Genomic DNA, 24,618 nt, shown 5'->3' on the forward strand with positions numbered 1-24,618 from the left:
CGGTCAGTGTGAACGGCCGAATGTTCTGGGAAGTATCACTATTTCTCCCGATCAGCGTCCCGACCTGCGGGATCGCCGTGGGGAAAAGTTCCTGTGTGCCGTCATGGGGCCCGTCGTCGACCGGTGGTGAACTACCCAGAACCCCACGGAGAAACGAAATGTCGTGAATTCGCGGGCTTATGTTCGGTGCGGTTTCGACAAGCCATTCGTATTCCCGATCGAAAAAGGGGACACGAATTATCGAATCGCACAGGAAGATACGCCAACGATGAAATCTCCCAGTCGCCGACGCACGCTGCAGACAGCGATGCTCACCGGCGTCAGCGCGCTCGCCGTGGCGCTCACCGGCCCAGGGGCAGGCGCGGCCCCCAACGACGCGCCGACCGAGCAGGCTCTCGCCGAGATCATCGCCGCGGGCCGGTCGGTGGCCGGCCCCAGCGGCTCGGCCTGCAACTCCGGTAGCGGCACCGGCTCGGGCAACGGCTCCGGCGACTGCTATGGCGGCTCGGGTTCCAGTTCGGGTTCCTCGGGCGGCTACTCCAGCGACACCGTCGGCGTCGGCCCGGCCCAGACCTCGTTCCTCGCGGCCTTCGCCTACGGCCTGGGCAACGGTGACGCGGCGCCCCCCGGCGCCAACGACTGGAACTGCAAGCCCGCCGACGGCGACCGTCCGCTGGTCATGGTGCACGGCACCTGGATGAACGCCTACAACGGTTACGCGTTCATGGGCCCGGAGTTCAAGAACGCCGGGCTGTGCACCTTCACCTTCAACTACGGTCGCGCCAACCTGCTCGAAGGTGGCGGTCTCGGGTCGGTGCTGCCCGGCGTGATGGGCACCGGCTACATCCAGGACTCGGCCGATCAGCTGGCCCTGTTCGTCGACCGGGTCCTCGCGGCCACGGGCGCCGACGAAGTCGACATCGTCGCCCACTCGCAGGGCGGTTCGATGTCGAACTGGTACACCAAGTTCGACGGCGGTGCCGACAAGGTGAAGAACCTGATCACCTACGGTGCCACCCACCACGGCACCAGCCTCGACGGCATCGGCGCCCTGGGCCGCATGATCAACAACCTGGGCATCGACATCCTCGGCTTCATCGAGATCTTCGTCGGGCACGCCGGTATCCAGCAGACCATCGGTTCGGACTTCGTCAACCAGCTCAATGCCAACGGCGACACTGTTCCCGGCATCGACTACACCATCGTCGGCACCCGGTACGACGAGGTCACCAACCCTTACGATCTGACCTTCCTGAAGCAGGGCCCGGGCTCCACCGTCCGCAACATCACCCTGCAGGAAGGCTGTGAGCAGGACGTCTCCGACCATCTCACGATGATGTACTCGCCGCGTGCCCTGTCGATCGCGCTCAACGCCATCGATCCAGGTCATCAGATCGTGTGCACCTTCAACCCCTGGCTGGTCGGCGGTGGCGGCAGCCTCTGACCCCGAGTGAAACGGGCGCTGCCCGGGGAATCATCCCCGGGCAGCGCCCTTTTCGTGGATCAGACGGTGGTGCGGTAGCTGCGGGCGACCAGCGCCGAACGCAGGTACCACAGGCCCGACGGCTGGGTGGGGTCGAAACCGGTGAGCTGACCGATGCGCTTGAGCCGGTAGTCGACGGTGTTGGTGTGCACGTGCAGCACCCGCGCGGTGCGCTGGCGGTTGAGATTGTTGGCGATGTGGCGCTGCAGGGTTTCCAGCAGTTCGGGGAACTGGTCGAGCGGGTCGAGCAGCGAGCCGAGGAATTCGCGTCCCGGCCCCGGCCGGGTGAGCTGGTATTCGAGCGCGAGTTCGTCGAAGCGGTACAGACCCGAGGTGACCTCGAGGCGCTGGACCATGTCGAGCAGTTCGTGGGCCTGATCGGCGGCATCGGGAATGCCGGTGGTGCTCGTCTCGACCAGCGCGGCCGTGATGCCGACCTGCGCGGCCTGGGAGAGCTGGGCGACCAGGGCGGTGAGGCCGTCGCGGTCGAAGGTCTCGGCGGGGATGAGCACGGTGCCGCCGTCGACGCTGAGCAGCGACAGCGCCGTATCACCGCAGCGCTTGGCCAGCTCGGCCTGCACGCGGCGCAGCTTGCGCCGGGCCACCACCTTCTGATCGAGCGCCGGATTCGCCTCCTCGCGGTGCGGCGGAATCGACAACGCGAGCACGGCGTACTGCTCGGCGATGGCGATGCCGCATTCGCGGGCCATGGTCGAGGTGCTGTGCCCGCCGAGCAGCGCGGAGGTGAGGGTGTGCACCGCCGTGTGATGTTCGCTGACCACGCCGCGCAACTCGCGCACATAGGCCAGCGAGACCTGGCAGGTGATGGTGTCGAGCATTTCCATCACCATCTTCACGCCGTCGACGAGGTTGTCGTAGTCCTTCACCGACGCGCTCGAGACCACCAGGTCCAGGCCCATTTTGAAGCCCTCGGCGATGGAGTGGTGGATGGTGTCGATCGGCACGCCCTCGCGGGCCCAGGCGCTGGCGGCGTCCTGCAGACGCTGCAAGGTGCTGGGGATATCGCGGCCGTCGAGCATGCTGACCGCGAATTCCAGGCAGATGCGGGTGATGGTGGTGACGTCCCCCGTGATGGCGTCGCCCGGCAGTGTGCCGCACGGCGCGACGTTCTCGACGAAATGTCCTACCATCTGCCGTGACAACGCTCGGACGTCTTTGAGGGGAGACGACATCGGCCGCCCCGAGATCGTGAGCGATTGCCGTGGTGGATTGTGTACGGACATCTGAAGTTCCCTTCGCCTGATTTCGGCTGTCCCCCCGCTGTCCAGCCTGTTCACCCTAGCCAAGGCAGGCAAGATCCGGAATGAAACGCCGGGTTCTGGGTGACGTTCGCGTGTCCACCGCCCGATGTTGGTGGGCCGTCACAAGGCTGGTCCCGGTGGCATCACAGGTTGTAGAGTTCAGCGCGCCGGAACGAACCGATAGGGGCACCACCATGCGACCTGCCGTCCGTTGTCTGGTCTGGGAACTGGACGAAACCCTGTGGGACGGTGTGGTCCACGACGGGACCAGCGCCGCGCCGCGCCCACCGGCGTTGCGCACGTTGACGATGTTGAGCGACCGCGGCGTGCTGCATGCCGTCGCGGCCCGAGGCGACCGCGCGCGCACCATGCGCACGCTCTATCGGCACGGGCTCCACGACATGTTCTCGGCGGTCGAGATCGGCTGGGGACGCAAGTCGGCCGCGATCGTGCGGATCGCGGGCACCCTCGGGCTGGGGCTCGAGGGCATGGCGTTCATCGATGCCGAACCCGTGGAGCGCGCCGAGGTCTCGCGTGCGTTGCCGATGGTGCGTTGCTACGCGGCACGCAATGTCGACATGCTGCCGCTGCTTCCCGACTTCCGCCACGACCTTCGTTCTGGTCCGATGCCGACTCCGCCACTCGGTTTCGCGCGAGTTCCGGCCTTCTGACCTGCGCTATTCCGGGTCGATGCATCGACGGCGAAGTTGCATCGACTGCTGAAATCATGAGGTCGGCAGCGACAGCGTGAACCGCTCCGGAGTCGCGGACACGTCGTAGGCGCCGATCCGGCCCTCGCGCACCTGGAAGGTCAGCACGAAAATCGGCCTGCCCGCCCGGGTCAGCACCAGACCGGGCCTGCCGTCGACGAGAACCATGACCGCCTCGCGCGAGCGCTGCCGCAGCGCGACCGCACCCTCGGCCACCGCCCGCGCACCGCGGACCACCGCGGCCATCCCCGGTGTGAGCGCCGCCGGGTCGGCGGTGCGGACCACATCGGGCGCGAGAATCTCGAGCAGCGCGACGAGGTCACCGCCGCGCGCGGCCCGCAGGAACGCGGCAACGGCCGCGCGCTGCTCGGCGAGGTCGGCCGTGCTCATCGCGGCCGGCGCGTTGACCCGCTGCCTGGCCCGGCTGGCGAGCTTCTTGGTCGTCGCGGGGGTGCGCCCGAGTACCGGTGCGATCTCGGCGAACGGCACTGCGAACAGGTCGTGCAACACGAATGCCACCCGTTCCTCCGGGCCCAGCGCGTCGAGCACCACCAGCACCGCACGCTCCACGGAATCCGCTTGCAGCGCTTCTGCTTCCGGACCGGCATCGGTGGTCGGGAGGTCGACCTCGTCGGCATGGGTTTCGGGGCGGCGCGCGCGGGCTCGCAACAGATCGAGGCACAGTCTGGACACGACGGTGGTGAGCCAGCCGTCCAGGTCGGCGATCACCGCGTCGGTCCTGGCCAGGCGCAACCACGCCTCCTGCACCACGTCCTCGGCCTCGGCGGTGGCACCGAGCATCCGGTGCGCGAGACGACGCAGCCGGTCACGGCGCTGCTCGAACATCAGCGCGAGCGAATCCGCGCGCATCGGTCACCTTTCGTGGTCGCCGGTCGTCACCGGGAAAGACGGCACTCCGCCGTCGTCGCCTTGCTGTCTCCACTGTGGCAGAGGCGCTCGTCCGCCGAAAACGGAGGAATCCATGAACACCGCATACGTCGTCGTCACCGTGCTCGCCGCGCTGGCCGCCCTGGTCGCCTCGGGAATCGACGTGTTCCGCGCCGACTGGGTGCGCGAGAACATGCGCGAATACGGGCTGCCCACCTGGGCGCTGCCACCGCTGGCCGTCATCAAGGCCGCGGGCGGGATCGGTCTGCTGGCGGGGCTGGCGTACCGGCCGCTGGCCGTGGCCGCCGCGGCCGGGTTGGTGCTGTACTTCATCGGCGCCGAGATCACCGTGCTGCTCACCCGCTGCTACTCGCACGTGGCCTATCCGCTGCCTTATCTGCTGCTCGCGGGCGCCTCGCTGACGCTGGCCGTGGCGTGAGACCGGTGGTGGCGTGCCGCGTCGGCGCGCCACCACCGGCGGCTCAGGCGCTCGCCAGGATGAAGTCGGCGGCCTGCTCGCCGATGAAGATCGCGGGCGCGTTGGTGTGCCCACGGATGATCAACGGCATCACCGAGGCATCGGCCACACGCAGACCCTCGACACCGCGCACCTTCAGATCCGGGCCGACGACACTGGCCGCGTCGGTGCCCATCCGGCAGGTGCCCACCGGGTGGTACAGGGTGTGCGAGAACTTCTCGATGGTCAGCGCGATCGTCGCCTCGAGATCATCGGGCGCCTGCGGCGGGTAGATCAGCGGCCCGAGCGTGCTCTTGAGCGCCGGCTGGCCCGCGAGCCCGGCGCACACCCGAAGACCGGCGGTCAGCGCGGCCAGGTCGGCGCCGTCGGGGTCGGACAGGTAGCGCGGATCGATCACCGGCTTGGCGGTCGGGTCGGCCGAGGCCAAACCGATCCGGCCACGGCTACGCGGCCGCAACAGGATGGACCCGAGCACCACACCGTGCTCGGTCGCCTCGACCAGGCCCTCGTGATAGAAGGGCGCCGGCGCGTAGATCAGCTCGAGGTCGGGGTGCTCGAGCTCGGGTTCGCTGCGCACGAAGCCGTACGCCTCACCCACATTGGAGGTGAGCATGCCCCGGTGCCGCACCAGATAGTTCAGCAGTTCCAGCGGCTTCTCCGCCGTGTACAGCGAATCGGACTCCACGCTGTAGCCGAGCGCGGCGATCAGGTGGTCCTGCAGATTGGCGCCGACCTCGGGGGAGTGGGCGACCACGTCGATGCCGTGTTCGGTGAGCTGTTCGCGGTCACCGATGCCCGAAAGCTGCAGCAGCTGCGGGCTGTTCACCGCGCCGCCACACAGGATGACCTCCTTGGCGGCGGTCACCACGTGGGTCTGCCCGTCGTGCAGGAACTCGACGCCGGTCGCCTTGGTGCCCTCGAACAGCACCCGGGTGGCCAGTGCCTCGGCCCGCACGGTGAGGTTGGCGCGCTTCATCGCGGGCCGCAGGTAGGCGTCGGCGGTGCTCCAGCGCCTGCCGTCGCGTTGGGTCACCATGGTCTGGGTGAAACCTTCGGGCGCCGGACGATTCGCGGCCTCGAGTTTGTGGCCCGCCTGCCGCGCCGCCTCGAGGAAGGCATGGGTGGAGGCGCGCGGGCTGCGCTGACGCTGCACGTGCAGCGGCCCCTTCGCGCCCTCGTCGGGGAACTGCGCGTCCTGCACGTTCTCGATCTTGCGGAACTGTTCGACGGCCGAGGCGAAGTTCCACTTCTCGCCCGCCAGCAGCCCCCATTCCTCGTAGTCGGCGCGGAAACCGCGCACCCACATCATCGCGTTCATCGACGACGAGCCGCCGAAGGTCTTGCCGCGCGGCCAGTAGATCCGGCGGTCACCGAGCGCGGGCTGCGGTTCGGTGGAGTAGTCCCAATCCAGTTCGCTGCGGAACAGTTTCGAGAACGCCGCCGGAATATGGGCGAACTTGTCGTCGTCGGCGGGCCCCGCCTCCAACAGTACGACCGTGGTGCCCGCGTTGGCGCTGAGCCTGTTCGCGAGCACCGCCCCCGCTGACCCGGAGCCGACGATCACGTAATCCGCGGACGTCCCACCTGCTTGCACTGTCCAACTCCGATCCTGCACTGCATCTGTCGTAGCCAACACGGATACACCCGAGGCCCGCGTGAAAACACCGCGAGCACAGCCTGACTCGGCGTCGGGCCGGGTGCTGCAAGCAGCGTACTGACAGTCGGCGTCCGGTGGGACTCAGTAGGTACCGGCCGCCGCGGCGCGACCCGCGCGGCGACCGTAGAAACTGCCGTCACCGAGCGAGGCCCCGCTGACATAACCGCCCGCGCACAGCCCTGAGGTGCACCGACCGGCGGCGAACAGCCCGGGAATCGGCTCGCCGCTCACGTGCAGCACCCGCGAATCCAGATCGGTGCGCAGCCCACCGAGGGTGAATCCGGCGGTGAAACCGCGCAGATCGAACCCGGCCAGCGAGCCCTCGATCGGGCGCACCCACTCGGGCTTCTTGCCGAGCAGGGGATCGCTGCCGTTGGCGGCGTGCCGGTTGTAGGTGGCGACCGTCGTCTGCAGCGCCTGCTCGGGCAGACCCATCTCGGCCTCGAGTTCGGCGACCGTCTCGGCGACCCACTTGGGCGGGAACCGGAAGAACGGAGTCGAACTCTCGGTGGCGAGGGCCTCCTCCAGGGATCGTTCGTCGAGGATCAGGAAGGCCTGGTTCTCCTGCCGCAACAGGGTGGCCTGGCCGATCCGGCCGGGGTAGGTGTCCTCGGCGATGTAGCGCTGCCCGCGCCCGTTGACGAGGATGCCGCGCGCCATCATCTGCGGGTCACCGAAGATCGCGACCTCGCTGGCGTCCATGTGGGCCAGTTCGGCGCCCAGCGCCTGCGCCAACCGGATGCCGATGCCGTCGTGTTCTTCGATGGCCGCGCCGGGGCGGCCGCTCAGCTGCGGGGTGTAGCGGTCGATCATCTCGGTGTCGTACGCGAAACTGCCGGTCGCTAGGACCACGCCGCGGGCAGCTCGGACCGTGACCGGCTTACCGAACTTGGTGGCGACCAGGCCGACCACCCGGTCGTCGGCGTCGACGATCAGCCGTCGGATGCGGGTGTCGTATTCGACGGCGACACCGAGCTCGGCGACGGTGTCGGCCAGTGGCTTCATCAGCATGTACCCGCCGCTGCGCTCGCCGATCTTCTTGTCCGCCAGCTGCGGAACATGCCCGCGCGGTGCGGGTTTGGCGATATCGAGGAACGGCGCCGCGTTCTCGCCACCGGAATACATCAGGCCCTCGTCGTGCGGCGGCTCCCAGCCCGGCTCGCCCCAGAACTCCTCCTTGAACGGCACACCGCAGTCCACGAGCCAGTCGTAGTGTTCGACACTGCCCGCGCAGTAGTCGGCGATCTTGGCGGCATCGACACCGGGGCCGAGCGCGGCCGTCAGGAAGGTAGCCATGTTCTCGGGGGTGTCGTCGAAGCCGAGCGCACGCTGCAGCGCCGTCCCGCCGCCGAGGTAGACGAAGCCGCCCGCGAGTGCGGCGGCCCCACCCCAGCCGCCGGTGCGTTCCAGGATCAGGACCTTCGCGCCCGCGCGTGCGGCTTCGATGGCGGCACACACTCCCGCGATGCCGTAGCCGGCGACGACCACGTCGACCTCGAAATCCCACTGGTCGACGGTGTTCTCGCGCAGGGGCCGGACGGTGTCGGTACGCGGGCTGTTGTCGGTCACGGCTGCCTCCGATGGTGGGTGTGTACCGAAATGGTGCCGCGTGGACGCCCACAAAACAAGAACGTGTTACAGAATTCCCGTCCAGCGGGACACGGATTTCGGCTCGCGGCTCCGGTACGGTGGCGATCGAACCCACGTCGAGAAGAATCTGGTGGTGCACACGTGAGCGCGAACATTCGGGACATCGCAGTAGAGACCCTGGCCGGCGAGCCGACCACGCTGGGCGAACTGGCGGGCGACAAGGCCGTGCTGCTGGTGAACGTGGCCTCGAAATGCGGGCTGACCCCGCAGTACAGCGGCCTGGTCGACCTGCAGAAGAACTACGGCGAGCGCGGCTTCACCGTGATCGGTGTGCCGTGCAACCAGTTCATGGGCCAGGAACCCGGCAGTGCCGAGGAGATCCAGGAATTCTGCTCGGTCACCTACGGTGTCGACTTCCCGCTGCTGGCGAAGACCTCGGTGAACGGCGACGACCGGCACCCGCTGTACCAGGTACTCACCGAGACCCCGGACGCCGAGGGCGCGGCCGGTGACGTGCAGTGGAACTTCGAGAAGTTCCTCATCGCCCGCGACGGCGCGGTGGCCGCGCGATTCCGTCCGCGCACCACCCCGGACGACCCCGAGGTCGTGCGGGCCGTCGAAGCCCAGCTCTGACCTATCGCCCCATCGAGATACGTTCCCTACCAAGCGAATAGATCATCTAGGCTGAATTCGGAAAGGCGCCCGTCCGAAACCACGGAGGCATCCGATGTCGCACGCTTCAGCCGCATACCCCAGCTCCGTGCCCGTCGGAGTCGATACGACACGGGCGAGTATCGCTCGCGTCTACGACGCCGCGCTCAACGGCAAGGACAACTACGAGGTCGACCGCGCCGTACTGGCCCAGGTCCGCACCGTCGCACCGCAGGTGAACGACCTGGCCTGGGCCAACCGCGATTTCCTCATCCGCGTGTGCCGCTTCCTCGCCAGAATGGGGATCGACCAGTACCTCGATCTCGGCTCGGGATTGCCCACGGCGGAAAACACCCATCAGGTCGTGCAGCGGGTGAATCCCGAATCGCGCGTGGTCTACGTCGACAACGACCCCTCGGTCCTGGCGCACGGAAAAGCGCTGCTGGCGAGCAATAGCCGCACCCACATCGCCGAGGCCGACATCTTCGCGCCCCTCGACGTTCTCGGCAACGAGATCGTGCGCACCGAGTTCGACTTCACCCGCCCGATCGCCCTGTTCCAGATCGGCACCCTGCACCACTACCTCGGCGAAGACGCCCCCACCCTGATGCAGACCTACATCGACGCTCTCCCGGCCGGCTCCTTCATCGCCATCGCCCACTTCCACGACCCCGAATCCCCCGACTACAGCGAACTGGCCAAGAAGATGGAAGAGAAGTTCATCCACAGCCCCATGGGCAGCGGCCGCTTCCGCACCCGCCCCGAAATCCAGGCCATGTTCGGCACCACCACCCTGATCGAACCCGGCCTCGTCCGCTGCGACGACTGGTGGCCCGACGGCCCCCACCTCACCCCTCTGTCCGACGTCCGCCACTGCATCCTCGGCGGGGTCGGTCAGAAGCGCTAGCGAGGTGTTCTCCTCGCATCCAGCAAGCAGGGTTGTCTTGCTACGACATGATCAGTCGTGGCCTGGATTCGGGACGTCCGTAGGCCAGTATCCGTGGCAGCACTTCGCGCAGACGTGCCAGCTCCGCTTCCGGCGCGCGTAGCAGCGCCTCGACCACGGCATCGGACAGGCCGAGATCTTCGAGCGCTTCGGGATTCAAGCTCACGCGGAGGACGTCCCCGCTCAACTCCACCTCACGGACACAGCCGTAGGCGGTGCCCTGATCGCGCGTGACGACGCAATGGGTGTCCATGCCCAGCGCCACTTCCTGTTCGTCGGGTTCCTCGAAATCGCACATGAGCAATAGAGAGAACCCGTCTTCGTCGTTCGATTCGGCCACACCCGCCATTACACAATCGTCTACGTCTGGATCATCGAGCCCGCACGCAACCAGCGCGGTGAACCTGTATGCCATGCACAGGTTCTAGCACCTCTTGGACGCAGAAGGTCCCGCTCATCCTTTGGGCGATACCGTTCCGATGGTGAAGGATGCGGCCGAGTTGGAACGGCGTCGACGTTGGTATGACGGGTGGTTGCGCGAGTGGGACGTGTCGCTGCTGATCGAGCTCGGGCATCTCGAGGAGGTCACGCGGCGGGCCGGGCAAGGCGACTGGTTCTGCGCCCACGGTCTGGCGGCCGTGCAACACCGCAACGGTCGGCACGACGCGGCGATCGAGGTGTTGCGGCCGTTCGCCGAGACCGGCTGGTGGACAGCTATAGAGGCCGTCGCCACGGTATTGGCCGACTGCGGGCGCACGGGCGAGGCTCTTGCGCTGTGTCGTTCCAAGGTCGTGAGCGGTGATCGCGACGCCATCGCATATTCGGTGAAGCTGCTGGCCGATGCCGGACGCGCCGGTGAAGCAGTCGATCTGCTGCTGCCTGGTGTCGAAGCTCGGGTTCATATGCGGGCGCTGGTGACCGAGGTCGCCATGTACGGCCATTTCCTCGGCAGCGCGGCCGCAGTGCGGGCGATGCACCAAGACCAGCGCATCCTCGCTGCCGCGAACCTCGATGGCGCGCTCAGGGTTTCTAGTCACCGAACGCGGGAGTCGGTCTGCGCCACATCGCTATCACCGAGCCCCGTCTAAGCATCCGTAATGCCGATGATCGCGCGTGTCCTTTGACCGTTCCAGGGCGGTTAGTTCACGCTTAGCGGATGGATCCGGTCGGCCCGGCGAAGCCGCCGATCAGCCACGTCGAGCCGCGGAGTGTGACAAAGAGATCAACCCATCCAGCTTCTTGTATCTGTTGGCCGAACGGGCCGACTACCTCCCGTTGCTCGGCTGACCGGTTAGCGTAGAACATCGCTTCGGGGAAGTTCTCGAAGACAAATCGCCTACACGACAGTGGCAGCGAATGGACTGAAGCTCCAGGTGGGGTGGACTCTTCGGTGGGCCCAGCAAATCCCGAACCGTGAACTATGTCGCCTGTCGAGTCAAGGACGCCGACGATCTCCAGATAACCGGCTGGAAATGCGCCCCCACCATCAACATCGAATTGGTTGTCTTCGGCCCGCCACACCGTGAATGTCACGTCAGGAAGCGTGTCGAACTTGACGGTCGTGCTCGCAACGCCGACTCGCGATTTGTCGAATACCGCTGCCGGGCCGACGACATCGCCCGCCTGGAATGCGTCGAGCGTCCCCAGCGGGGGAGCCATCGTCGACCGGGGGACTTCCCGCCCGCTGCGACGCAGAGTCAGAAGAAGTTCCTCGGCGATCGTCCGCACGGATGCATAGATTGGCGTCGGGATCGGTTCAGCTTCCGATGCACCCGTGCCGAAGCGTACAAATCCGACGCTGTTCGAGTGTACGAGCGCGTGGGTTGTCTCGTTCAACCTATCGATATGGGCCCCGCCATCCTTGTTCGTGAGAGCCAGGACAAGGTCCTTCCGACTGAATTCGGCACCGTTTGCATCGAGCAGAACGGGGCGACGCCACCAGTCGTCGAAGCTCACGTAACGAGTCGAGTTAGACTGTTCGATCTGATCGGCGGTTCTTGCCAGGAATGTCATCCCGTCATCGTGACCGACGCCCATGGTCGTCAGACCGGGACTATGAGCGACGATGTTCGGATTGCGGTCGATGACCGGAGCGCTGTCTGCCCACCTGAGGCTATCTTTGATCCCGAGTTGGGCGAGCAGACTGTGACTGGCGCTGGTGTCGTGGACCAAAACCCTGATGACGAGGGCGATGCGCTTCGATTCGGGTAGTTCGCCCCCGTCGAATGCAGATGCGGAGCTGGCGAGGAAACGCAGTTGCTCGGACAGATCTCCTTCGAGATCGCGATCGCGAGGGTGAGTACTCACCACGCAACGATCGCACGACAGCATAGAGGGCCAGCTCCCGGCCCACCTGTCGAAGAAACGGTCGACGGTCGTATCGGTCGAGTTGTCAACGGTGGTCGGAGGCACACCTATTAGGCCGGACGTATCGTTCGACCTTGCTGAGGAAAATCGGCTGCCTTGCATCACGTGCAGCTGGACTCCTGTTGGAGCGTTTCCGTCCTCCTGTTGGAGACCCGCAGGGCTGATCGTGGCCGGGGGCTGGGTTGTGATGGTGGTGGCGGACAGAGATCCGTCGAAAGTGGCGAAGTCACGGGCGCCCCACCCGGTGACGGGGCGGATCATCCTCGCTTCCGAGACTCCAAAGTACAGGCGGTCGTTACGCGAGAGCTGACCTGCGCGGTCCGAGAGTCTGGCCAATGAAACCAGCAGCCACCAAGGAGTGATCGTTGCCAAGCTGATGCGGTCCGCTGGACGGCCTGTATGCCGCGTGCCGCCCTGTTCGAACCGACCAGGAGTGGACCCCCGGTCTGGATGTGCACTTTTCGGCTGAATCGAGGGGTTTCCGTCGTTAGAGCGAATAGTGCACGCCCAGGCCGGATTACACCGCTACAGCACCTCAGCGCACGAGTGTCCCTCTTGTCGAGGACCGTGCTGGAACTGGATCAAGGCTGGGTGCAGGCATGTTCGCGATTGAACGAGCCGACGCTTCCGGTGCCGATGGGAAGGTTGCGGATGGCGTCTGTGTATGCCTCCCCAGGGGTAGCTCCCTTGCCGAAGCCCACGATCGGGAACCCTGCGACGATCGCGAGCGGACTCGTCACGATTGCGCCGCAGCCGTTCGCGAACGTCACCCTCATCCGGCAGTCGATGATGCCCTGACCCTTGCACGCTTGGTCGGCGGCTCGAATGGCGTCGGCTTCCGTGGGGTGGTTGATCGAAAACGCGTAGACGTTGCCCCACACGCTGAGGGAAATGGCGCCCCAGTTGACCGGGTCGGCGGCGGCGGGCGGTGCCGCCAGAACGGCAGCGGCGCTAACCGAGAGCGCGGCGACCGCAAAAGACTTGTTGAACATGTGGCGTGCTTCCTCTGCGCGCCGACCAGGGTGCGGCGATCGCTTGGAAGATACCGCAGCGCATGGACTCGAGACCGACCCAAGTGTTGGGGGCACCGCAAGGACCATCACGCACTGCGGTGTTCGTGATGGATCTGCCGAAACCGATCTAGTCGCCCTTGGCTGCGAGAGCGCCCTCGTCGGCGGCCATCGCCTCGCGCAAAGACGGACGCGGTCAACGATGACGACGAGTGGCCCGGGTCAGAGCCGTGGCTGCGCCAGATTCGGCCCTTGCCGGTCTCCGGGTCGCCGAGAGCCCGAGGTGGTGGCGGATAAGGATAACGTTGGACACGCTGTGGATCAGCTGCATACGCTCCCATCATGACCGAGCAAGAGCCGAACACCAGGTACCTTGACGATTCGAAAGTGCTTGCCGCTATTGGCGAATGGATCGCCCCTCGGGTTCAGCCGGTCTCCGTTCGTTTGCCCCTCGAGTTGGCCGAGGCAGCCGTGGCCGCCTGGAATCGTGACGAAAGCGGTGAGATCGGGGAGGAAACCCCCGACCAATATGCTTTACGCGACCGCGCTGCGGAGCTGGCACTGATCGGGTTGGCAGTCTCTGAACGTGGCCGCCGCGACGGCGAAGACGTGGTGGTCGATCTCCATGCTTCATCCGTCGTAGCCGCGATACACGCAGCGCAGTCCTCAGACCATCGCTGACGGCGCACGGAGCCGCCGAGCGCACACCGTATTCGTCGTAGGTTAGGCGGCGCTGCATGGCGGCACGTAGCACGTCGAACCATCCGCTATTGCCGCGACCCGTGCGTTCACGAGGGCCGGGATCGGCTCATGCCCGACACCGCTGTCCGATGGCGGCGTAAGCGCTGAGGTCCCATGCTTCGGGGTGCATTGGTTCGGTGGCGCGACTGTAGCGGTCCGGTCCGATTGATTCGGGTCGCCATCGGTGCGGGGCGACCAACCCGGGGGTGTGTAGGTGGTAGCCGGTGAGCATCGACGCGATGTCATCATGCGTGCGTGGATCGTAAGCGATCCCGACTGCGCGCAGGGCCTTCACGGCCGATGTGATGTCGTGGTCGAAAACGTCGGCGGTGATGTGGGTGAGCACCAGCCATGTCCGGGCCGGTAGCGCGTGGACCAACGCCGCGATCATCGACGGCGCGTCCTCTATGAGTTCGGCAGTGCCGGACAGTATCAACGCTATAGGCGCCGACATGTCGAAGGTCGTGGCAATGGCGTCGACTACGGCGGTGGTGTCGGTGAGGTCGATTTCGGCGGTGCGGGCGTGGTGCCCCGCCATCAGGGCGCGGGCGTGGTTGGCCGCGAGCTGGTCGTTGTCGATGTAGAGCGTGCGCGCGCTGCTGGTGTGACCTTCTGCGATGTCGTGGATATTCGGGGTGTGTGGGAACCCGCACCCGAGTTCGGCGAACTGGGTGACCCGGTGGTGGTTCAGGAGATGGATGACGGCGCGGCGGGCGAATCGGCGGGATTCGTCGATCGCGGGCGCGATCTTGTTCCGCGCAAGTTCTTCGGCGATCACGCCATCGACGGGGTAGTAGTCCTTGCCGCCAAGCAAGGCGGAGTGAACGCGAGCGCTGTTGGGGCGGGACTGGTCCAACATGACGCGCTGTGGGCGGTCTGTTGTGTTCACTTGTTGTCGCTTCCTCCTGTGCGGCGGGCAAGTTTTTGGCGCCCGGAGATCGCGGCATTACCGGGGATTCGATTCGGGGCAGCCTTCGTGCTGCCAGGCTGGGGAGTGTCGTGTGGTCCGACCGGGGCGGCGCGAAGGCCATTCGGGTGCTGGGTGTTTCGACGCAGACGTGTAGGTCAGGGCAGTAGATACAGGCGTTCGTTGGGAAGTCGCCGGAGCCCGGTGCAGTGGCCGGAGTCGACAGCGACAGTGCAAGACCGGCGGACGGCGATGTCTTGAACAAACACGAAGGCGGCGGTCAGGCAAGCAACGAAATCCATTCGCACACCGGCGAACTGGATTGTCAGCCGGACATCTGGCTCATGAGGGTGAGGTGACCTGCCGCTGGCGTTCATCGGGGGCGCTGCCCGGGTAGACACGCACGAGCACATTCGATCACAACCGCTCCGGACGGGCGGAAGGCGCTGATAGCCGGTGAGATCCATGTACGGACCACCAGCGCGTCCGGCACCGGGGACGGCAAGGCAATGTCACCTTCACGGATCACGATCACGCGCGCGGTCCAGAGCTGGGCGACCTCGGCGGGGTCGCCGGGAGGTCGGATATCCGATCGCACGAGGAACGTCCACATTCCCGCCCGCGGGTGGCCGATGATCGGCAACGGTGTGACCCCACGGATATCGAGTGCGGTTTGCACTCGTCGTGCCAGATCGGCAGGCATCATCACTGCGCCGACCATTCCTGCTCGCATCGTTATCCGGCCCGTCTCGGGGTCGACCACGGTCGGCAGCGAGCACACGCGCCGATAGAACTCGCATCGCACGCGGGGCGTTTCAACGAATGATTCAGGAACAGAGTACATTTGGCTCATGAGAGGCCACCCGGCACGTCGATGGGCAGGGAGGTCGCCTCGGTTGGCATGGCGCCCTCGGCCGGGTTGGGCGCAGTAGCGACCCATCCGGCTTCCCGCATCGCCTCGAGCAACGCCACAAGGTCGGCCACAGCCGGCTGACGCCCGCGAGTTGGGGGAGCGAGGCTGCTCATCGGATCACCTGCCGTGCTGGGCGGCGTTTCCCGGCCGAAATCTGCCACTCCCCGCGCCGGTTGCGGAAAGCGTCCCCTTTGTCCCGCAAGGCGTTCAGTACGCGGGCGACACGCCACTTCGGCGCGTTCAGATTGTGAGCGATCGTGTCGGCGGTCAACATCCCGCCCGGCTGAAGCAAAGCGAGAACATCGGTTTCGAGAGTGTCAGTCATCGGTCCATATCGGTGCCGGAAGCGCCTGAAAAATTCAGGCATAAGGTCAGTGCGGCCGGTGCTGGTGGGCTGCTGCATACGTGTCCTCCTTGCGGCTGATGTGTCGTTCGGATTCGGCTAGCAGACGGGATGTCGGTCATATGACTTCGGTCGTTGGCGCCAACTCGGAGTCAACTTTGTCGGCCCGGTCGGTATGGTGTCGACGCCTGCACTGTCTTATCCGCACCGTGCTTGTATGATCTGGTTTCTTCTATGGCTCATCTCCGCTACGATCAGCGCAAACCGCCGCAGTATGACGAGGGGTATAGCGTGGGGACAGTGCTCAAGGCTTTACTTCGGCAACGACACATCCAGACGGTTTCCGCATTCAACCGCGAGTACGACGCGGCAGCCGCGAAGATCGACTCATCCGCCATCGGAGCCGGACCGAAGAAGGCGCAGTTCTATCGATGGCTGTCGGGAAATATCTCGACCCTGCCGTATCCGCATCATTGCCGAGTACTTCAGGAGATGTTTCCCGGGTGGAGCATCGAAGAGTTGTTCTCTGGTTACACGGAGGGCACCGATCTGCCCCCACATAAGATGACGGTCGCACCACCATCCAGTTCCGGCGCTCGCCAAATCTCTGACATCGAGAGCGTCTTTGCGCGACGCGCCGACTTCTTGAAAGCGATCCCACCGCAAGAGCTGTTCCGTGAAGCCCGCACGATCGATCTCGTCGGCCTGTCTTTGAACATCCTTTGTCAACAGTGCTCGGATACCGAAATGCGACGAATGATGCTGAATGGAACCACGATACGCTGCTTGTTTCTCGATCCGAACGGGTCGAATATCACCGAAAGAGAACATGAGGAAGGCCATGCATCAGGCGCGTTGGTGAATCTGACGAGACTGAACATTCATATGTTGCAGCGAGTTCAGTCCAGTCGGACAGCCGAGACGGGCGGTGGGATCGAGATCCGCGTCTACGATGCACCGGTACGCTTCAATTTGTGTATTATCGACTCGGAAATATGCGTGATGCAGCCATACTTGCCTTTCGCTCGTGGCCTTGAATCGCCTACATTTGTGTCCAAGAGGAAGGGGGTCGAAGGGACCTTCCAGACTTTCGCAACAGTATTCGAGGAAATGTGGAGAAAGGGAACGGAACCCGCAATTGAGTACAACCAGGCAGTCACTGCTTGATATCGCACGCCGTGCAGTCTCCGGCGGTGTGTCGATTCTCGAGTCGAAAAGAGTGGGTTCGGTTTCGTCGAAAGGTGACCGCGACTTTGTCACGGATGTCGACGTAGCGATACAGGAACATATTCGCCGGTTTCTCGCTGTAGAAGCTCCGCACATAGCATTCCTCGGCGAAGAGGGCGACCACCAACACCACCGTTTGGATGAGACAGCCTTCTGGGCTCTCGATCCCATAGACGGAACGTCGAACTACATTCATGGAATACCACTCTTTGGCATATCCCTTGCACTGTTCGAAAATCATGAGCCGGCGATCGGTGTTATCAGCATGCCCACGTTGCAACGCGAATACTATGCGGCTTCGGGAATGGGCGCCTACCGGAATGGCGAACGTATCCACATCGGGACGTCATCGCGACTCTCGAAATCGATCATTTCGATCGGCGACTATGCCGTAGGGCAGGATGCGGCACAGCGAAACCGTCCACGACTTTCACTGACTGCGCTACTGGCCGCTCGCGCCGAGCGGATCAGGATGTTCGGATCGGCCGCCTTCGACCTCGCCTGTGTGGCCGACGGCAGCACAGACGGATGCGTCATTCTGTCGAACAATCCGTGGGACATCGCCGCAGGCGCGGTCATCGTGCGCGAGAGCGGTGGTGTGGTCTACGACTCAGACGGTAGCGCACATAACTCGAGTTCACGTCACACGATCGCGGGGAACGACCTGACAGCAAAGGAACTCGTCGCATTGGTGGGGCAAGCGCACGCCGAAGCGGGCTGACAATCGTCGGGGTTGTCGGCTTCCCAGGTGGTTCTGTGCTTACGCAGCCCTTTGTCTCTTTGGCGATGGATGACAGCTGGGAGGTAGTCGGTACCTGGGCCGCCCGCGAGTGCGCTACTGGGGGAGTGGCTTCGCGGCGCATGAGGCGGCTGACGCCCCTTCTCGGCTGCGCGGTTCTGGCGCATATGGCCTTTATCCCGGCGTGCTCCGGCGAAGCGAAACGGGCAGAGGAAGCCCGGGAGCGCGTTCGCGCGGCGCGGGCATTGGCGCGACGAGGAAACGGGAACCATGAACTGACTGCCTGGCTGGACGCTGTCGAAGCCGAGGTCGAAACGTGGTTCGGCCACACTGTCTATTCACCTCACGAATACGTCGCCGCCGGGCATTGAGGAATCCGGCCGAGGGCGCCTCGATGACGCGTCGCGCATGCGGTAGTCTGCGGAGACCACCTGTGTGGTTGCCAGGCGATTCGCTGCGCAGCACAGCCGCTGCGTCGGAAGAGAGTAGATGTGAAGGGCACCGAGGGCAGATCCAGTGCCGAGGGCGCGGCCTCGAAGGTCGTCCGGCTGCCCAGACGACCACGGCACAGCCCGCAGGACCTCGATGATCCGCGTCGTCGCCCCTGGTACTCACCGCCCGTCTACGATCCGGCGCCCACCCGTCCGGTCACCCGCGCGGAATTGCAAGCCGAAACCGGTACGTGGTCGGCCGACGCGGAGTCGCAGCATCCCGCCGACGGCAGCCCCGCACACGAGGCAGATGTCATCGACCTCGCGGCGTCGCGGCGGAAGCGGAGCGGCGATTCGCCTCGCGGTGCCCGGCCGAAGATGATGCCGCGTCGCGTCGGGTCCGGCGAGCGGAAACAAACCGTCGCCGACACCTCACCCCTGCCGAGAACCGAGCGGTAACAGCCCGCAGGGCATTCGCGTTCCGCCTGGGACTCCAGCGATGCTGTTCGATCCCGAAATCGTTAGCACAACTAGATAACTCACAAAAATGCAATCCTCGGGTACGATCACCGCGGGGGAGCGCGAGATGTCCGATGGTCTGCTTAGTATGTCGCAGGCGACGGCAGCTTCGGCTGCCTCACCAAGCGAATTACGACCATCTCCAGGGGATGAACCTTGATCGACATCACACCGCACCGCACCCCGCGTCGCCGGTCCGCCGTGACCGCGGTCGTCGCGGCCGCCGCACTGTGCGCCGCCCTCGTCACCGGCTGCTCGACCGACGACTCGACCACCACCGCGGCTCCGCCGACCGGCGCACTGCCCGACGGCGCGCAGATCGTGAAGGAGTCGGCCAAGACCACCCAGACCCTGCGCACCGTCCACCTGGACATCGACGTGAAGAACCTGCCCGACCTGCCGGTGGAAACCGTCTCGGCCGACGTCACCAACGAGACCCAGGGCACGGGTGCCGCGATGGGTGAGGCGAAGGTCAAGATCAAGCCGGAGGACCCGTTCACCGAGGCGAAATTCCTTGTGGTGGACAAGGTTCTCTACACCGAGGTCAGCGGTCGCTACGTGCCCGCCGGTCCGGCCGAGAAGGTCTACGATCCGGGCGTCATCCTGGACAAGGACAAGGGCATCGCGAACGTGATCGCCAACATCCAGAACCCCAAGGCCGAGGCCCGCGAGGTCATCGACGGCATCAACACCGTCAAGGTCAGCGGCACCATCGACGCCGCGGTGATCGACCCGATCGTGCCCCGCATCGGCCAGAACGCCGGCACCATGCCGATCACGGTGTGGATCCAGGACGTCGCCCCGCCCGCCTCGGATTCGACCAAGCCGTCGGAGGCCGCCTCCACCGGTGAGGGCCCCAATCTCGTTCGCGCCGTGGTGAAGAAGGACCAGGGCGAGGTCACCGTCGGCCTGTCCAACTGGGCCAAGCCGGTGAACATCGTCAAGCCCGCGGGCTGATCCTCACCCGCACACGCACCCGACAGCCCACACCGGTCCGGGATCGCGGAATCCGGCACACCGTGCCGCTCCGCCGACCCGGACCGGTGTGTCGTTGGGTCGGCCGATAAGAGAACTTTCAGCGAGATGCAAGGCGCCGCAAGGACTATACGTGTCGGGACGCTGGTCGGCAGGCACACGCATCGACCGCCGTTCGGACACGAAGGAAGCACTGATGACGATCGATGATCGACCTGATGAACAGGAGCGCGAGCTCCCGCCACCACCCGGCCCCGGAGGGCGACCGCCCGTCAACAACGTGTGGGTGTATAACGGCAAAGCCTACGACCTGAGCGAGTGGATCTCCAAGCATCCGGGCGGTGAATTCTTCATCGGCCGAACGAAAAACCGCGATATCACCTCGATCATCGGTTCCTACCATCGTGATCCGGAAAAAATCGCGCGGATGATCGAGCGTTACAGCCTCAATCGTAATGCCACGCCCGAGGACATCCACCCGAAGAACAATGCCCCGGATTTCCTCTTCAAAGAGGGTTTCAACAGCTGGGACGACACCCCGAAGTACAAGTTCGACGACAAGAACGACCTGCTGCACGCGGTGAAGGCCCGGATCAAGGAACCGGAGTTGGCCGCGCGGTTGAAGCGCATGGATCGCCTGTTCGACATCGTGGTCGCGTTCCTGATCTTCGCCTACTTCGCGGTGCAGGGTCTGCGGCTCTACGACACCAGCTGGATGCCGTTGCCGGTCTTCGTGATCGCGATGGTGCTGCTGCGCAGTTCGCTGGCCGGCTTCGGCCACTACGCGATCCACCGCGCGCAGAAGGGTTGGAACAAGTACGCGGTGAACGCCTTCGACATGAACTATGTCGCATTGTCTTTCGTCACCGCCGACGGCCACGCCCTGCTCCACCACCCGCACACCCAGAGTGAAGTCGACATCAAGAAGAACGTCTTCACCATGATGATGCAGGTCCCGCGCCTGTACCGGGTGCCGATCCACACCGTGCACAAGTTCGGACATCTGTTGACGGGCATGATCATTCGCCTGCTCGACGTCTGCCGGCTCACCCGCAAGGTCGGCATCAAGGACATGTACGGCACCTGGCGTGGCGCGCTGCCGCACTTCATCGGCTCGTTCGGCATGCGATTCCTGCTGGTCGCCGAGTTCGTCGCCTTCGCCGTCGCGGGCGACTTGCTCGCCTGGGCACTGCAATTCGTGATCACCCTGTGGATCAGCACCTTCATGGTCGTCGCGAGCCACGACTTCGAGGTGCCGACCGAGGAACTGCACACCGAGACCGAGGACTGGGGTGTCAACCAGCTCGAGCAGGCCTACGACCTGACCGTGGTGGGCAACAAGTACGTCGACTGCTTCCTGTCGGCGGGCTTGAGCTCGCACCGCGTCCATCACGTGCTTCCGTTCCAGCGCAGCGGTTTCGCCAATATCGCCACCGAGGACGTGGTGCGTGAGGAAGCCGCGAAGTTCGGGGTCGAATGGCTGCCCGCGAAGAGCTTCTTCGGTGATCGACTTCCCAAGCTGTGCCGGACCTATCTGCTCGCGCCCTCGGACGAGGCCAAGCAGAACCGGTGGGGACTGGTGCGTGAACACTGCGCGCCCACAGCGCTGAAGACCTGCGTCACCTACACGGTGCAGGGCTTCACCGGCATCGGAACCGTCTGACCCGGCCGCTGCCACGTCTTCTCTGTCTCGAAAGGAATTGTGCCCGTGTCTGTTTCCATTGATGAAGGTGTGCGTCGACCACACGGTCCGCTGAAGACGACCGACGTCGATCGCGGGCACGATCTGCTACCGCCGACGCCGCCCACGACCGTCGGTGTGATCGAGGCCGTGGCGACGGGCTCGCCGCAGCGAGTGGTCGAGCAGGCCGTCAACGCCGGACGGGTGGCGGAACTGTTCTCCGATCCCGTTCAGCGGCAGCGCATTCCACGGATCTACGAGAAGACCAGGATCGACACCCGACATCTGGCGATCGATCCACTCGCACCCGATTTCCTCGAATTCAGCAGGCGCCCCGGCACCATCCGGGAGCGGATGAATCTGTTCTTCGAGCACGCCGCACCGCTCGCGGTGGACGTGGCCCGCCGGGCGGTGGCCGGATTGGCGAACCCGGCCGAGGAGATCGGTCAGCTGATCTTCGTGACCAGCACCGGATTCATCGCCCCGGGCGTGGACGTCGCGGTCGTCAAGGAACTCGGCCTCTCGCCGACGGTCAACCGGATGATCGTGAACTTCATGGGCTGCGCCGCCGCGATGAACGGCATCCGTACCGCCGTGGACTTCGTGCGGGCGCATCCGGACAAGAAGTCGATGGTGCTGTGCATCGAATTGAGCTCGGTGAACGCCGTTTTCGACGACGATGTCAACGACGTGATCACCCACAGCCTCTTCGGCGACGGGTGCGGTGCGGTGGTGATCGGCGCCAATCAGGTGCACCAGCCGCTGGCGCCCGGCAGTGTCGTGATCCGCGACAGCTTCAGCCACCTGTTCGACGACGCCGAGGACGGCATCGTGCTCGGCGTGAAGGACGCGGGCATCACCTGCGAGCTCGCGGCGAGTCTGCCCGACTACATCTACCGCGGTGTCGACCCGGTGGTCACGCAGGTGCTGGCGCGCAACGGTCTCGATAAGGCCGATGTCGACCTGTGGGCGATCCACCCCGGTGGTCCGCGCATCATCGAGGAGTCGGCGCGTTCGCTCGGCATCGCGCCGGAGACGGCCGCGCCGAGCTGGGCTGTGCTCGCCGAGCACGGCAACATGCTGAGTGTGTCGCTGATCTTCGTGCTCGAACGCATGATCGGCGAATCCGATTCCGCGGCACCTATTTCCACCGGGGTGGCGTTCTCGTTCGCGCCCGGTGTCACCCTCGAGGGCATCGTGTTCGATGTCATCCGCAGCTGAGAGTCCATCATGCAATTGCTCCGTTTTCTCGCCGCGCTGTCGCCGGCCAGGATCGCGGCCGTGGTGGTCGCGGGCCTGATCTGCGGCGCCGCCAACACCTATCTGGTGACGTTGATCAACGCGGCGGTCTCGCCGAAACCGCCGCCGGACGACCTGATCACCCGGTTCGTGCTGACCGGCCTGGTGATCCTGGTCAGTGGCGTGCTCTCGCAGGTGCTGCTGATCCGGCTGTCGCAGGACGCCATCTACCGGTTGCGCAGCGATCTGAGCTCCGGGATCGTCGCCGCTCCACTGGAACACCTGGAACGGCTCGGTATGCATCGCCTGATGGCGACGCTCACCGAGGACGTGCGTTCGCTGTCGCAGGCGGTCACCGCCATTCCGGCGATCTGCGTCGACGTGGCGACCATCGTGGGTTGCTTCGTGTTCCTGGCAGTGGTGTCGGGGCCGATCTTCGCGGTCACCGTGGCCGGTACGCTGGTCGGGATCGCCTGTGTCGAAATGGTTCTCAAGCGGGTGCGCGGGATCTACCGTGAGGCTCGGGAGAACGAGGACGCGCTGCTGCGCTCCTTCCAGGCCGTCACGCTCGGCATCAAGGAACTCAAACTGCACCGTGGCCGCCGCCGCGACTTCATGGACCGGCATCTGCTCGGTTCGGCGGGCACCCTGCGCGACCAGAACACCGACGCCGGGTCGAAGTTCTCCTACGCACAGGGTTTCGGTCAGGCGTTGCAGCTGGCGACGATGGCGCTGATCCTGTTCGTCCTCGCCGCGGCCCTCGACCTGCCGCGCGAGACGATGTTCGGGTACGTGCTGGTGACCACGTTCCTGGCGATGCCGATGCAGAACTTCATGCACCGCATTCCCGATCTGCTGCGCGGTGACGTGGCGCTGGCCAAGATCCGGGCGATGAACCTGTCGATGACGACGATGCACAACGAGGACGAACTGCCCTACGTCGAGCGTCCGCCGGTGGGACAGGCCAAGCTCGAACTGTCGGACGTGACCTACGTGTACCGCTCCGAGGCGCCGTCGCCGGTGCCACCGCCGCCCGGCACACACCCGGGCGGGATGCCGGCGCATCCGCCGCGTCCCGGTGTTCCGCCGCGCGGGGGCAATGGGCATCCCGGTGGTCCGCACCCGGCGCATCCCGGCGCGCGGCCCGCCGCCGGTCCCGATGTGAACGGCAAGAACTGGGTCGACCACGGCGCCACCGATGTGCGGCCGGTGCCCTTGGGTCCGCCGCCCGAGCTCGACGAGTCCGGTGAGGGCGGGTTCCGGCTCGGGCCGATCGACCTGGTCTTCGAACCGGGCCAGATCACCTTCGTCGTCGGCGGTAACGGCAGCGGGAAGTCGACGCTGGCCAAGATCATCACCGGTCTGTATGTGCCGCGCACGGGGTCGTTGTCGCTCAACGGGGAGAGGATCGACCACGACAACATCGAATGGTTCCGGCAGAACTCGTCCGCGGTGTTCACCGATTTCCATCTGTTCGAGGACTATCTGGGCTTCGACCGGCCGGGGATCGACGCCGAGGTGCGGCGGTATCTCGAGGAGCTGCAGATCGCGCACAAGGTGAGTGTGGAGGGCGGCCGCCTGTCGACCGTCGACCTGTCCCAGGGGCAGCGCAAACGCCTCGCCCTGCTCACCGCCCTGCTCGAGGACCGGCAGATCTATGTGTTCGACGAGTGGGCCGCCGATCAGGAGCCGAGGTTCCGTGAGGTGTTCTACCGGGAGATCCTCACCGATCTGAAACGGCGAGGGAAGACCGTCATCGTGATCACCCACGACGACCGGTACTTCGACTGCGCCGATCAGCTGGTGAAGCTCGACTTCGGGTTGGTCGCGGCGTAATCGCCTGTGCCCCGGTCGATTCGTC

The 24,618-nt window shown here is 65.2% G+C and carries 25 protein-coding genes; 14 read left to right on the forward strand and 11 right to left on the reverse strand.

Features of this window, described 5'->3' with window-relative positions; all coding sequences use genetic code 11:
• Positions 1 to 268 precede the first annotated feature (268 nt).
• On the forward strand, positions 269 to 1,444 hold the full coding sequence (locus AB0I19_RS03090) for a lipase (RefSeq protein ID WP_357143774.1): 1,176 nt from the start codon (positions 269 to 271) through the stop codon (positions 1,442 to 1,444).
• 59 nt (positions 1,445 to 1,503) lie between these two features.
• On the opposite strand, the gene AB0I19_RS03095 is transcribed toward AB0I19_RS03090, so the two are convergent.
• Entirely contained in the window at positions 1,504 to 2,727 is a 1,224-nt protein-coding gene (locus tag AB0I19_RS03095; RefSeq protein WP_067638749.1) for a helix-turn-helix domain-containing protein, read from the reverse strand.
• A 212-nt stretch (positions 2,728 to 2,939) separates the two neighbouring features.
• Here AB0I19_RS03095 and AB0I19_RS03100 point away from each other — a divergent pair, with 212 nt between their 5' ends.
• Positions 2,940 to 3,416, forward strand: a complete 477-nt coding sequence (locus AB0I19_RS03100) for an HAD-IIIC family phosphatase (RefSeq protein WP_067489449.1) — start codon at positions 2,940 to 2,942, stop codon at positions 3,414 to 3,416.
• Positions 3,417 to 3,470: 54 nt separating this feature from the next.
• Here AB0I19_RS03100 and AB0I19_RS03105 read toward each other — a convergent pair whose 3' ends face one another.
• Complete coding sequence (locus AB0I19_RS03105; RefSeq protein ID WP_357143777.1) at positions 3,471 to 4,325, reverse strand: sigma-70 family RNA polymerase sigma factor; 855 nt, start codon at positions 4,323 to 4,325, stop codon at positions 3,471 to 3,473.
• 112 nt (positions 4,326 to 4,437) lie between these two features.
• Between AB0I19_RS03105 and AB0I19_RS03110 the strand changes: the two genes are divergently transcribed.
• Positions 4,438 to 4,782 (forward strand): DoxX family protein, encoded by a 345-nt coding sequence (locus AB0I19_RS03110; RefSeq protein ID WP_357143779.1) that lies wholly within the window; start codon positions 4,438 to 4,440, stop codon positions 4,780 to 4,782.
• A 43-nt stretch (positions 4,783 to 4,825) separates the two neighbouring features.
• Here AB0I19_RS03110 and AB0I19_RS03115 read toward each other — a convergent pair whose 3' ends face one another.
• Positions 4,826 to 6,415, reverse strand: coding sequence for a GMC family oxidoreductase N-terminal domain-containing protein (locus AB0I19_RS03115; RefSeq protein ID WP_357143781.1), 1,590 nt, complete (start codon positions 6,413 to 6,415; stop codon positions 4,826 to 4,828).
• 144 nt (positions 6,416 to 6,559) lie between these two features.
• Positions 6,560 to 8,047: an FAD-dependent oxidoreductase gene (locus tag AB0I19_RS03120; protein WP_357143783.1), complete on the reverse strand. Its 1,488-nt coding sequence runs from the start codon at positions 8,045 to 8,047 to the stop codon at positions 6,560 to 6,562.
• Positions 8,048 to 8,209: 162 nt separating this feature from the next.
• On the opposite strand from AB0I19_RS03120, the gene AB0I19_RS03125 reads away from it, so the two are divergent.
• Positions 8,210 to 8,701, forward strand: a complete 492-nt coding sequence (locus AB0I19_RS03125; protein WP_245655313.1) for a glutathione peroxidase — start codon at positions 8,210 to 8,212, stop codon at positions 8,699 to 8,701.
• A gap of 127 nt (positions 8,702 to 8,828) precedes the next feature.
• Positions 8,829 to 9,626 carry an SAM-dependent methyltransferase gene (locus AB0I19_RS03130; protein WP_357143785.1) on the forward strand — a complete coding sequence of 266 codons (798 nt, stop codon included), beginning with the start codon at positions 8,829 to 8,831 and terminating at the stop codon, positions 9,624 to 9,626.
• 40 nt (positions 9,627 to 9,666) lie between these two features.
• On the opposite strand, the gene AB0I19_RS03135 is transcribed toward AB0I19_RS03130, so the two are convergent.
• Positions 9,667 to 10,080, reverse strand: coding sequence for an Imm10 family immunity protein (locus tag AB0I19_RS03135; protein WP_067489470.1), 414 nt, complete (start codon positions 10,078 to 10,080; stop codon positions 9,667 to 9,669).
• A 64-nt stretch (positions 10,081 to 10,144) separates the two neighbouring features.
• Here AB0I19_RS03135 and AB0I19_RS03140 point away from each other — a divergent pair, with 64 nt between their 5' ends.
• A complete protein-coding gene (locus AB0I19_RS03140; protein ID WP_357143787.1) occupies positions 10,145 to 10,753 on the forward strand; it encodes a hypothetical protein in 609 nt (202 codons plus the stop codon).
• 61 nt (positions 10,754 to 10,814) lie between these two features.
• Here AB0I19_RS03140 and AB0I19_RS03145 read toward each other — a convergent pair whose 3' ends face one another.
• Positions 10,815 to 11,972, reverse strand: coding sequence for a hypothetical protein (locus AB0I19_RS03145; protein WP_357143789.1), 1,158 nt, complete (start codon positions 11,970 to 11,972; stop codon positions 10,815 to 10,817).
• A gap of 641 nt (positions 11,973 to 12,613) precedes the next feature.
• A complete protein-coding gene (locus AB0I19_RS03150; protein WP_357143791.1) occupies positions 12,614 to 13,024 on the reverse strand; it encodes a DUF4189 domain-containing protein in 411 nt (136 codons plus the stop codon).
• A gap of 360 nt (positions 13,025 to 13,384) precedes the next feature.
• Here AB0I19_RS03150 and AB0I19_RS03155 point away from each other — a divergent pair, with 360 nt between their 5' ends.
• On the forward strand, positions 13,385 to 13,723 hold the full coding sequence (locus tag AB0I19_RS03155; RefSeq protein ID WP_357143793.1) for a hypothetical protein: 339 nt from the start codon (positions 13,385 to 13,387) through the stop codon (positions 13,721 to 13,723).
• A gap of 127 nt (positions 13,724 to 13,850) precedes the next feature.
• Here the strand turns inward: AB0I19_RS03155 and AB0I19_RS03160 are convergent, their stop codons facing one another.
• The 4 genes from AB0I19_RS03160 to AB0I19_RS03175 all read right to left on the reverse strand — a co-directional run bounded on the left by AB0I19_RS03160 (position 13,851) and on the right by AB0I19_RS03175 (position 16,006).
• Positions 13,851 to 14,672: an SAM-dependent methyltransferase gene (locus AB0I19_RS03160; RefSeq protein WP_357143795.1), complete on the reverse strand. Its 822-nt coding sequence runs from the start codon at positions 14,670 to 14,672 to the stop codon at positions 13,851 to 13,853.
• A 391-nt stretch (positions 14,673 to 15,063) separates the two neighbouring features.
• Complete coding sequence (locus AB0I19_RS03165; protein ID WP_357143796.1) at positions 15,064 to 15,543, reverse strand: DNA-directed RNA polymerase subunit beta; 480 nt, start codon at positions 15,541 to 15,543, stop codon at positions 15,064 to 15,066.
• Entirely contained in the window at positions 15,540 to 15,716 is a 177-nt protein-coding gene (locus AB0I19_RS03170) for a hypothetical protein (RefSeq protein WP_357143798.1), read from the reverse strand. Before AB0I19_RS03170 ends, AB0I19_RS03165 begins: the two co-directional genes overlap by 4 nt.
• Positions 15,713 to 16,006, reverse strand: a complete 294-nt coding sequence (locus AB0I19_RS03175; protein ID WP_357143800.1) for a hypothetical protein — start codon at positions 16,004 to 16,006, stop codon at positions 15,713 to 15,715. The genes AB0I19_RS03170 and AB0I19_RS03175 overlap by 4 nt, the downstream gene beginning before the upstream one ends.
• Before the next feature lie 231 nt (positions 16,007 to 16,237).
• On the opposite strand from AB0I19_RS03175, the gene AB0I19_RS03180 reads away from it, so the two are divergent.
• From AB0I19_RS03180 to AB0I19_RS03210, 7 genes are all read left to right on the forward strand, one after another.
• On the forward strand, positions 16,238 to 17,113 hold the full coding sequence (locus tag AB0I19_RS03180) for a DUF5919 domain-containing protein (RefSeq protein ID WP_357143802.1): 876 nt from the start codon (positions 16,238 to 16,240) through the stop codon (positions 17,111 to 17,113).
• Positions 17,114 to 17,141: 28 nt separating this feature from the next.
• The gene (locus tag AB0I19_RS03185) at positions 17,142 to 17,894 is read left to right on the forward strand and encodes an inositol monophosphatase family protein (protein ID WP_357143804.1); all 753 of its coding nucleotides are present in this window, start codon (positions 17,142 to 17,144) and stop codon (positions 17,892 to 17,894) included.
• Between the two features lie 509 nt (positions 17,895 to 18,403).
• On the forward strand, positions 18,404 to 18,802 hold the full coding sequence (locus AB0I19_RS03190) for a hypothetical protein (protein WP_357143805.1): 399 nt from the start codon (positions 18,404 to 18,406) through the stop codon (positions 18,800 to 18,802).
• A 225-nt stretch (positions 18,803 to 19,027) separates the two neighbouring features.
• Positions 19,028 to 19,819: an LppX_LprAFG lipoprotein gene (locus AB0I19_RS03195; RefSeq protein WP_357145098.1), complete on the forward strand. Its 792-nt coding sequence runs from the start codon at positions 19,028 to 19,030 to the stop codon at positions 19,817 to 19,819.
• Between the two features lie 214 nt (positions 19,820 to 20,033).
• Positions 20,034 to 21,500 (forward strand): fatty acid desaturase, encoded by a 1,467-nt coding sequence (locus tag AB0I19_RS03200; RefSeq protein ID WP_133734137.1) that lies wholly within the window; start codon positions 20,034 to 20,036, stop codon positions 21,498 to 21,500.
• A gap of 90 nt (positions 21,501 to 21,590) precedes the next feature.
• The gene (locus AB0I19_RS03205) at positions 21,591 to 22,739 is read left to right on the forward strand and encodes a 3-oxoacyl-[acyl-carrier-protein] synthase III C-terminal domain-containing protein (protein ID WP_357145101.1); all 1,149 of its coding nucleotides are present in this window, start codon (positions 21,591 to 21,593) and stop codon (positions 22,737 to 22,739) included.
• A gap of 9 nt (positions 22,740 to 22,748) precedes the next feature.
• Entirely contained in the window at positions 22,749 to 24,593 is a 1,845-nt protein-coding gene (locus AB0I19_RS03210; protein WP_357143807.1) for an ATP-binding cassette domain-containing protein, read from the forward strand.
• The last annotated feature ends 25 nt before the right edge of the window (positions 24,594 to 24,618 follow it).

This window comes from Nocardia sp. NPDC050413, assembly GCF_040655475.1.
GTDB lineage: Bacteria > Actinomycetota > Actinomycetes > Mycobacteriales > Mycobacteriaceae > Nocardia > Nocardia coubleae.

Coding starts and splice junctions, on each gene's coding strand:
- AB0I19_RS03140 (WP_357143787.1), top strand. CDS start 10,145: ATGGTGAAGGATGCGGCCGAGTTGGAACGGCGTCGACGTTGGTATGAC.
- AB0I19_RS03090 (WP_357143774.1), top strand. CDS start 269: ATGAAATCTCCCAGTCGCCGACGCACGCTGCAGACAGCGATGCTCACC.
- AB0I19_RS03110 (WP_357143779.1), top strand. CDS start 4,438: ATGAACACCGCATACGTCGTCGTCACCGTGCTCGCCGCGCTGGCCGCC.
- AB0I19_RS03165 (WP_357143796.1), bottom strand. CDS start 15,543: ATGAGCCAAATGTACTCTGTTCCTGAATCATTCGTTGAAACGCCCCGC.
- AB0I19_RS03175 (WP_357143800.1), bottom strand. CDS start 16,006: ATGCAGCAGCCCACCAGCACCGGCCGCACTGACCTTATGCCTGAATTT.
- AB0I19_RS03155 (WP_357143793.1), top strand. CDS start 13,385: ATGACCGAGCAAGAGCCGAACACCAGGTACCTTGACGATTCGAAAGTG.
- AB0I19_RS03150 (WP_357143791.1), bottom strand. CDS start 13,024: ATGTTCAACAAGTCTTTTGCGGTCGCCGCGCTCTCGGTTAGCGCCGCT.
- AB0I19_RS03105 (WP_357143777.1), bottom strand. CDS start 4,325: ATGCGCGCGGATTCGCTCGCGCTGATGTTCGAGCAGCGCCGTGACCGG.
- AB0I19_RS03095 (WP_067638749.1), bottom strand. CDS start 2,727: ATGTCCGTACACAATCCACCACGGCAATCGCTCACGATCTCGGGGCGG.
- AB0I19_RS03100 (WP_067489449.1), top strand. CDS start 2,940: ATGCGACCTGCCGTCCGTTGTCTGGTCTGGGAACTGGACGAAACCCTG.
- AB0I19_RS03200 (WP_133734137.1), top strand. CDS start 20,034: ATGACGATCGATGATCGACCTGATGAACAGGAGCGCGAGCTCCCGCCA.
- AB0I19_RS03170 (WP_357143798.1), bottom strand. CDS start 15,716: ATGAGCAGCCTCGCTCCCCCAACTCGCGGGCGTCAGCCGGCTGTGGCC.
- AB0I19_RS03210 (WP_357143807.1), top strand. CDS start 22,749: ATGCAATTGCTCCGTTTTCTCGCCGCGCTGTCGCCGGCCAGGATCGCG.
- AB0I19_RS03135 (WP_067489470.1), bottom strand. CDS start 10,080: ATGGCATACAGGTTCACCGCGCTGGTTGCGTGCGGGCTCGATGATCCA.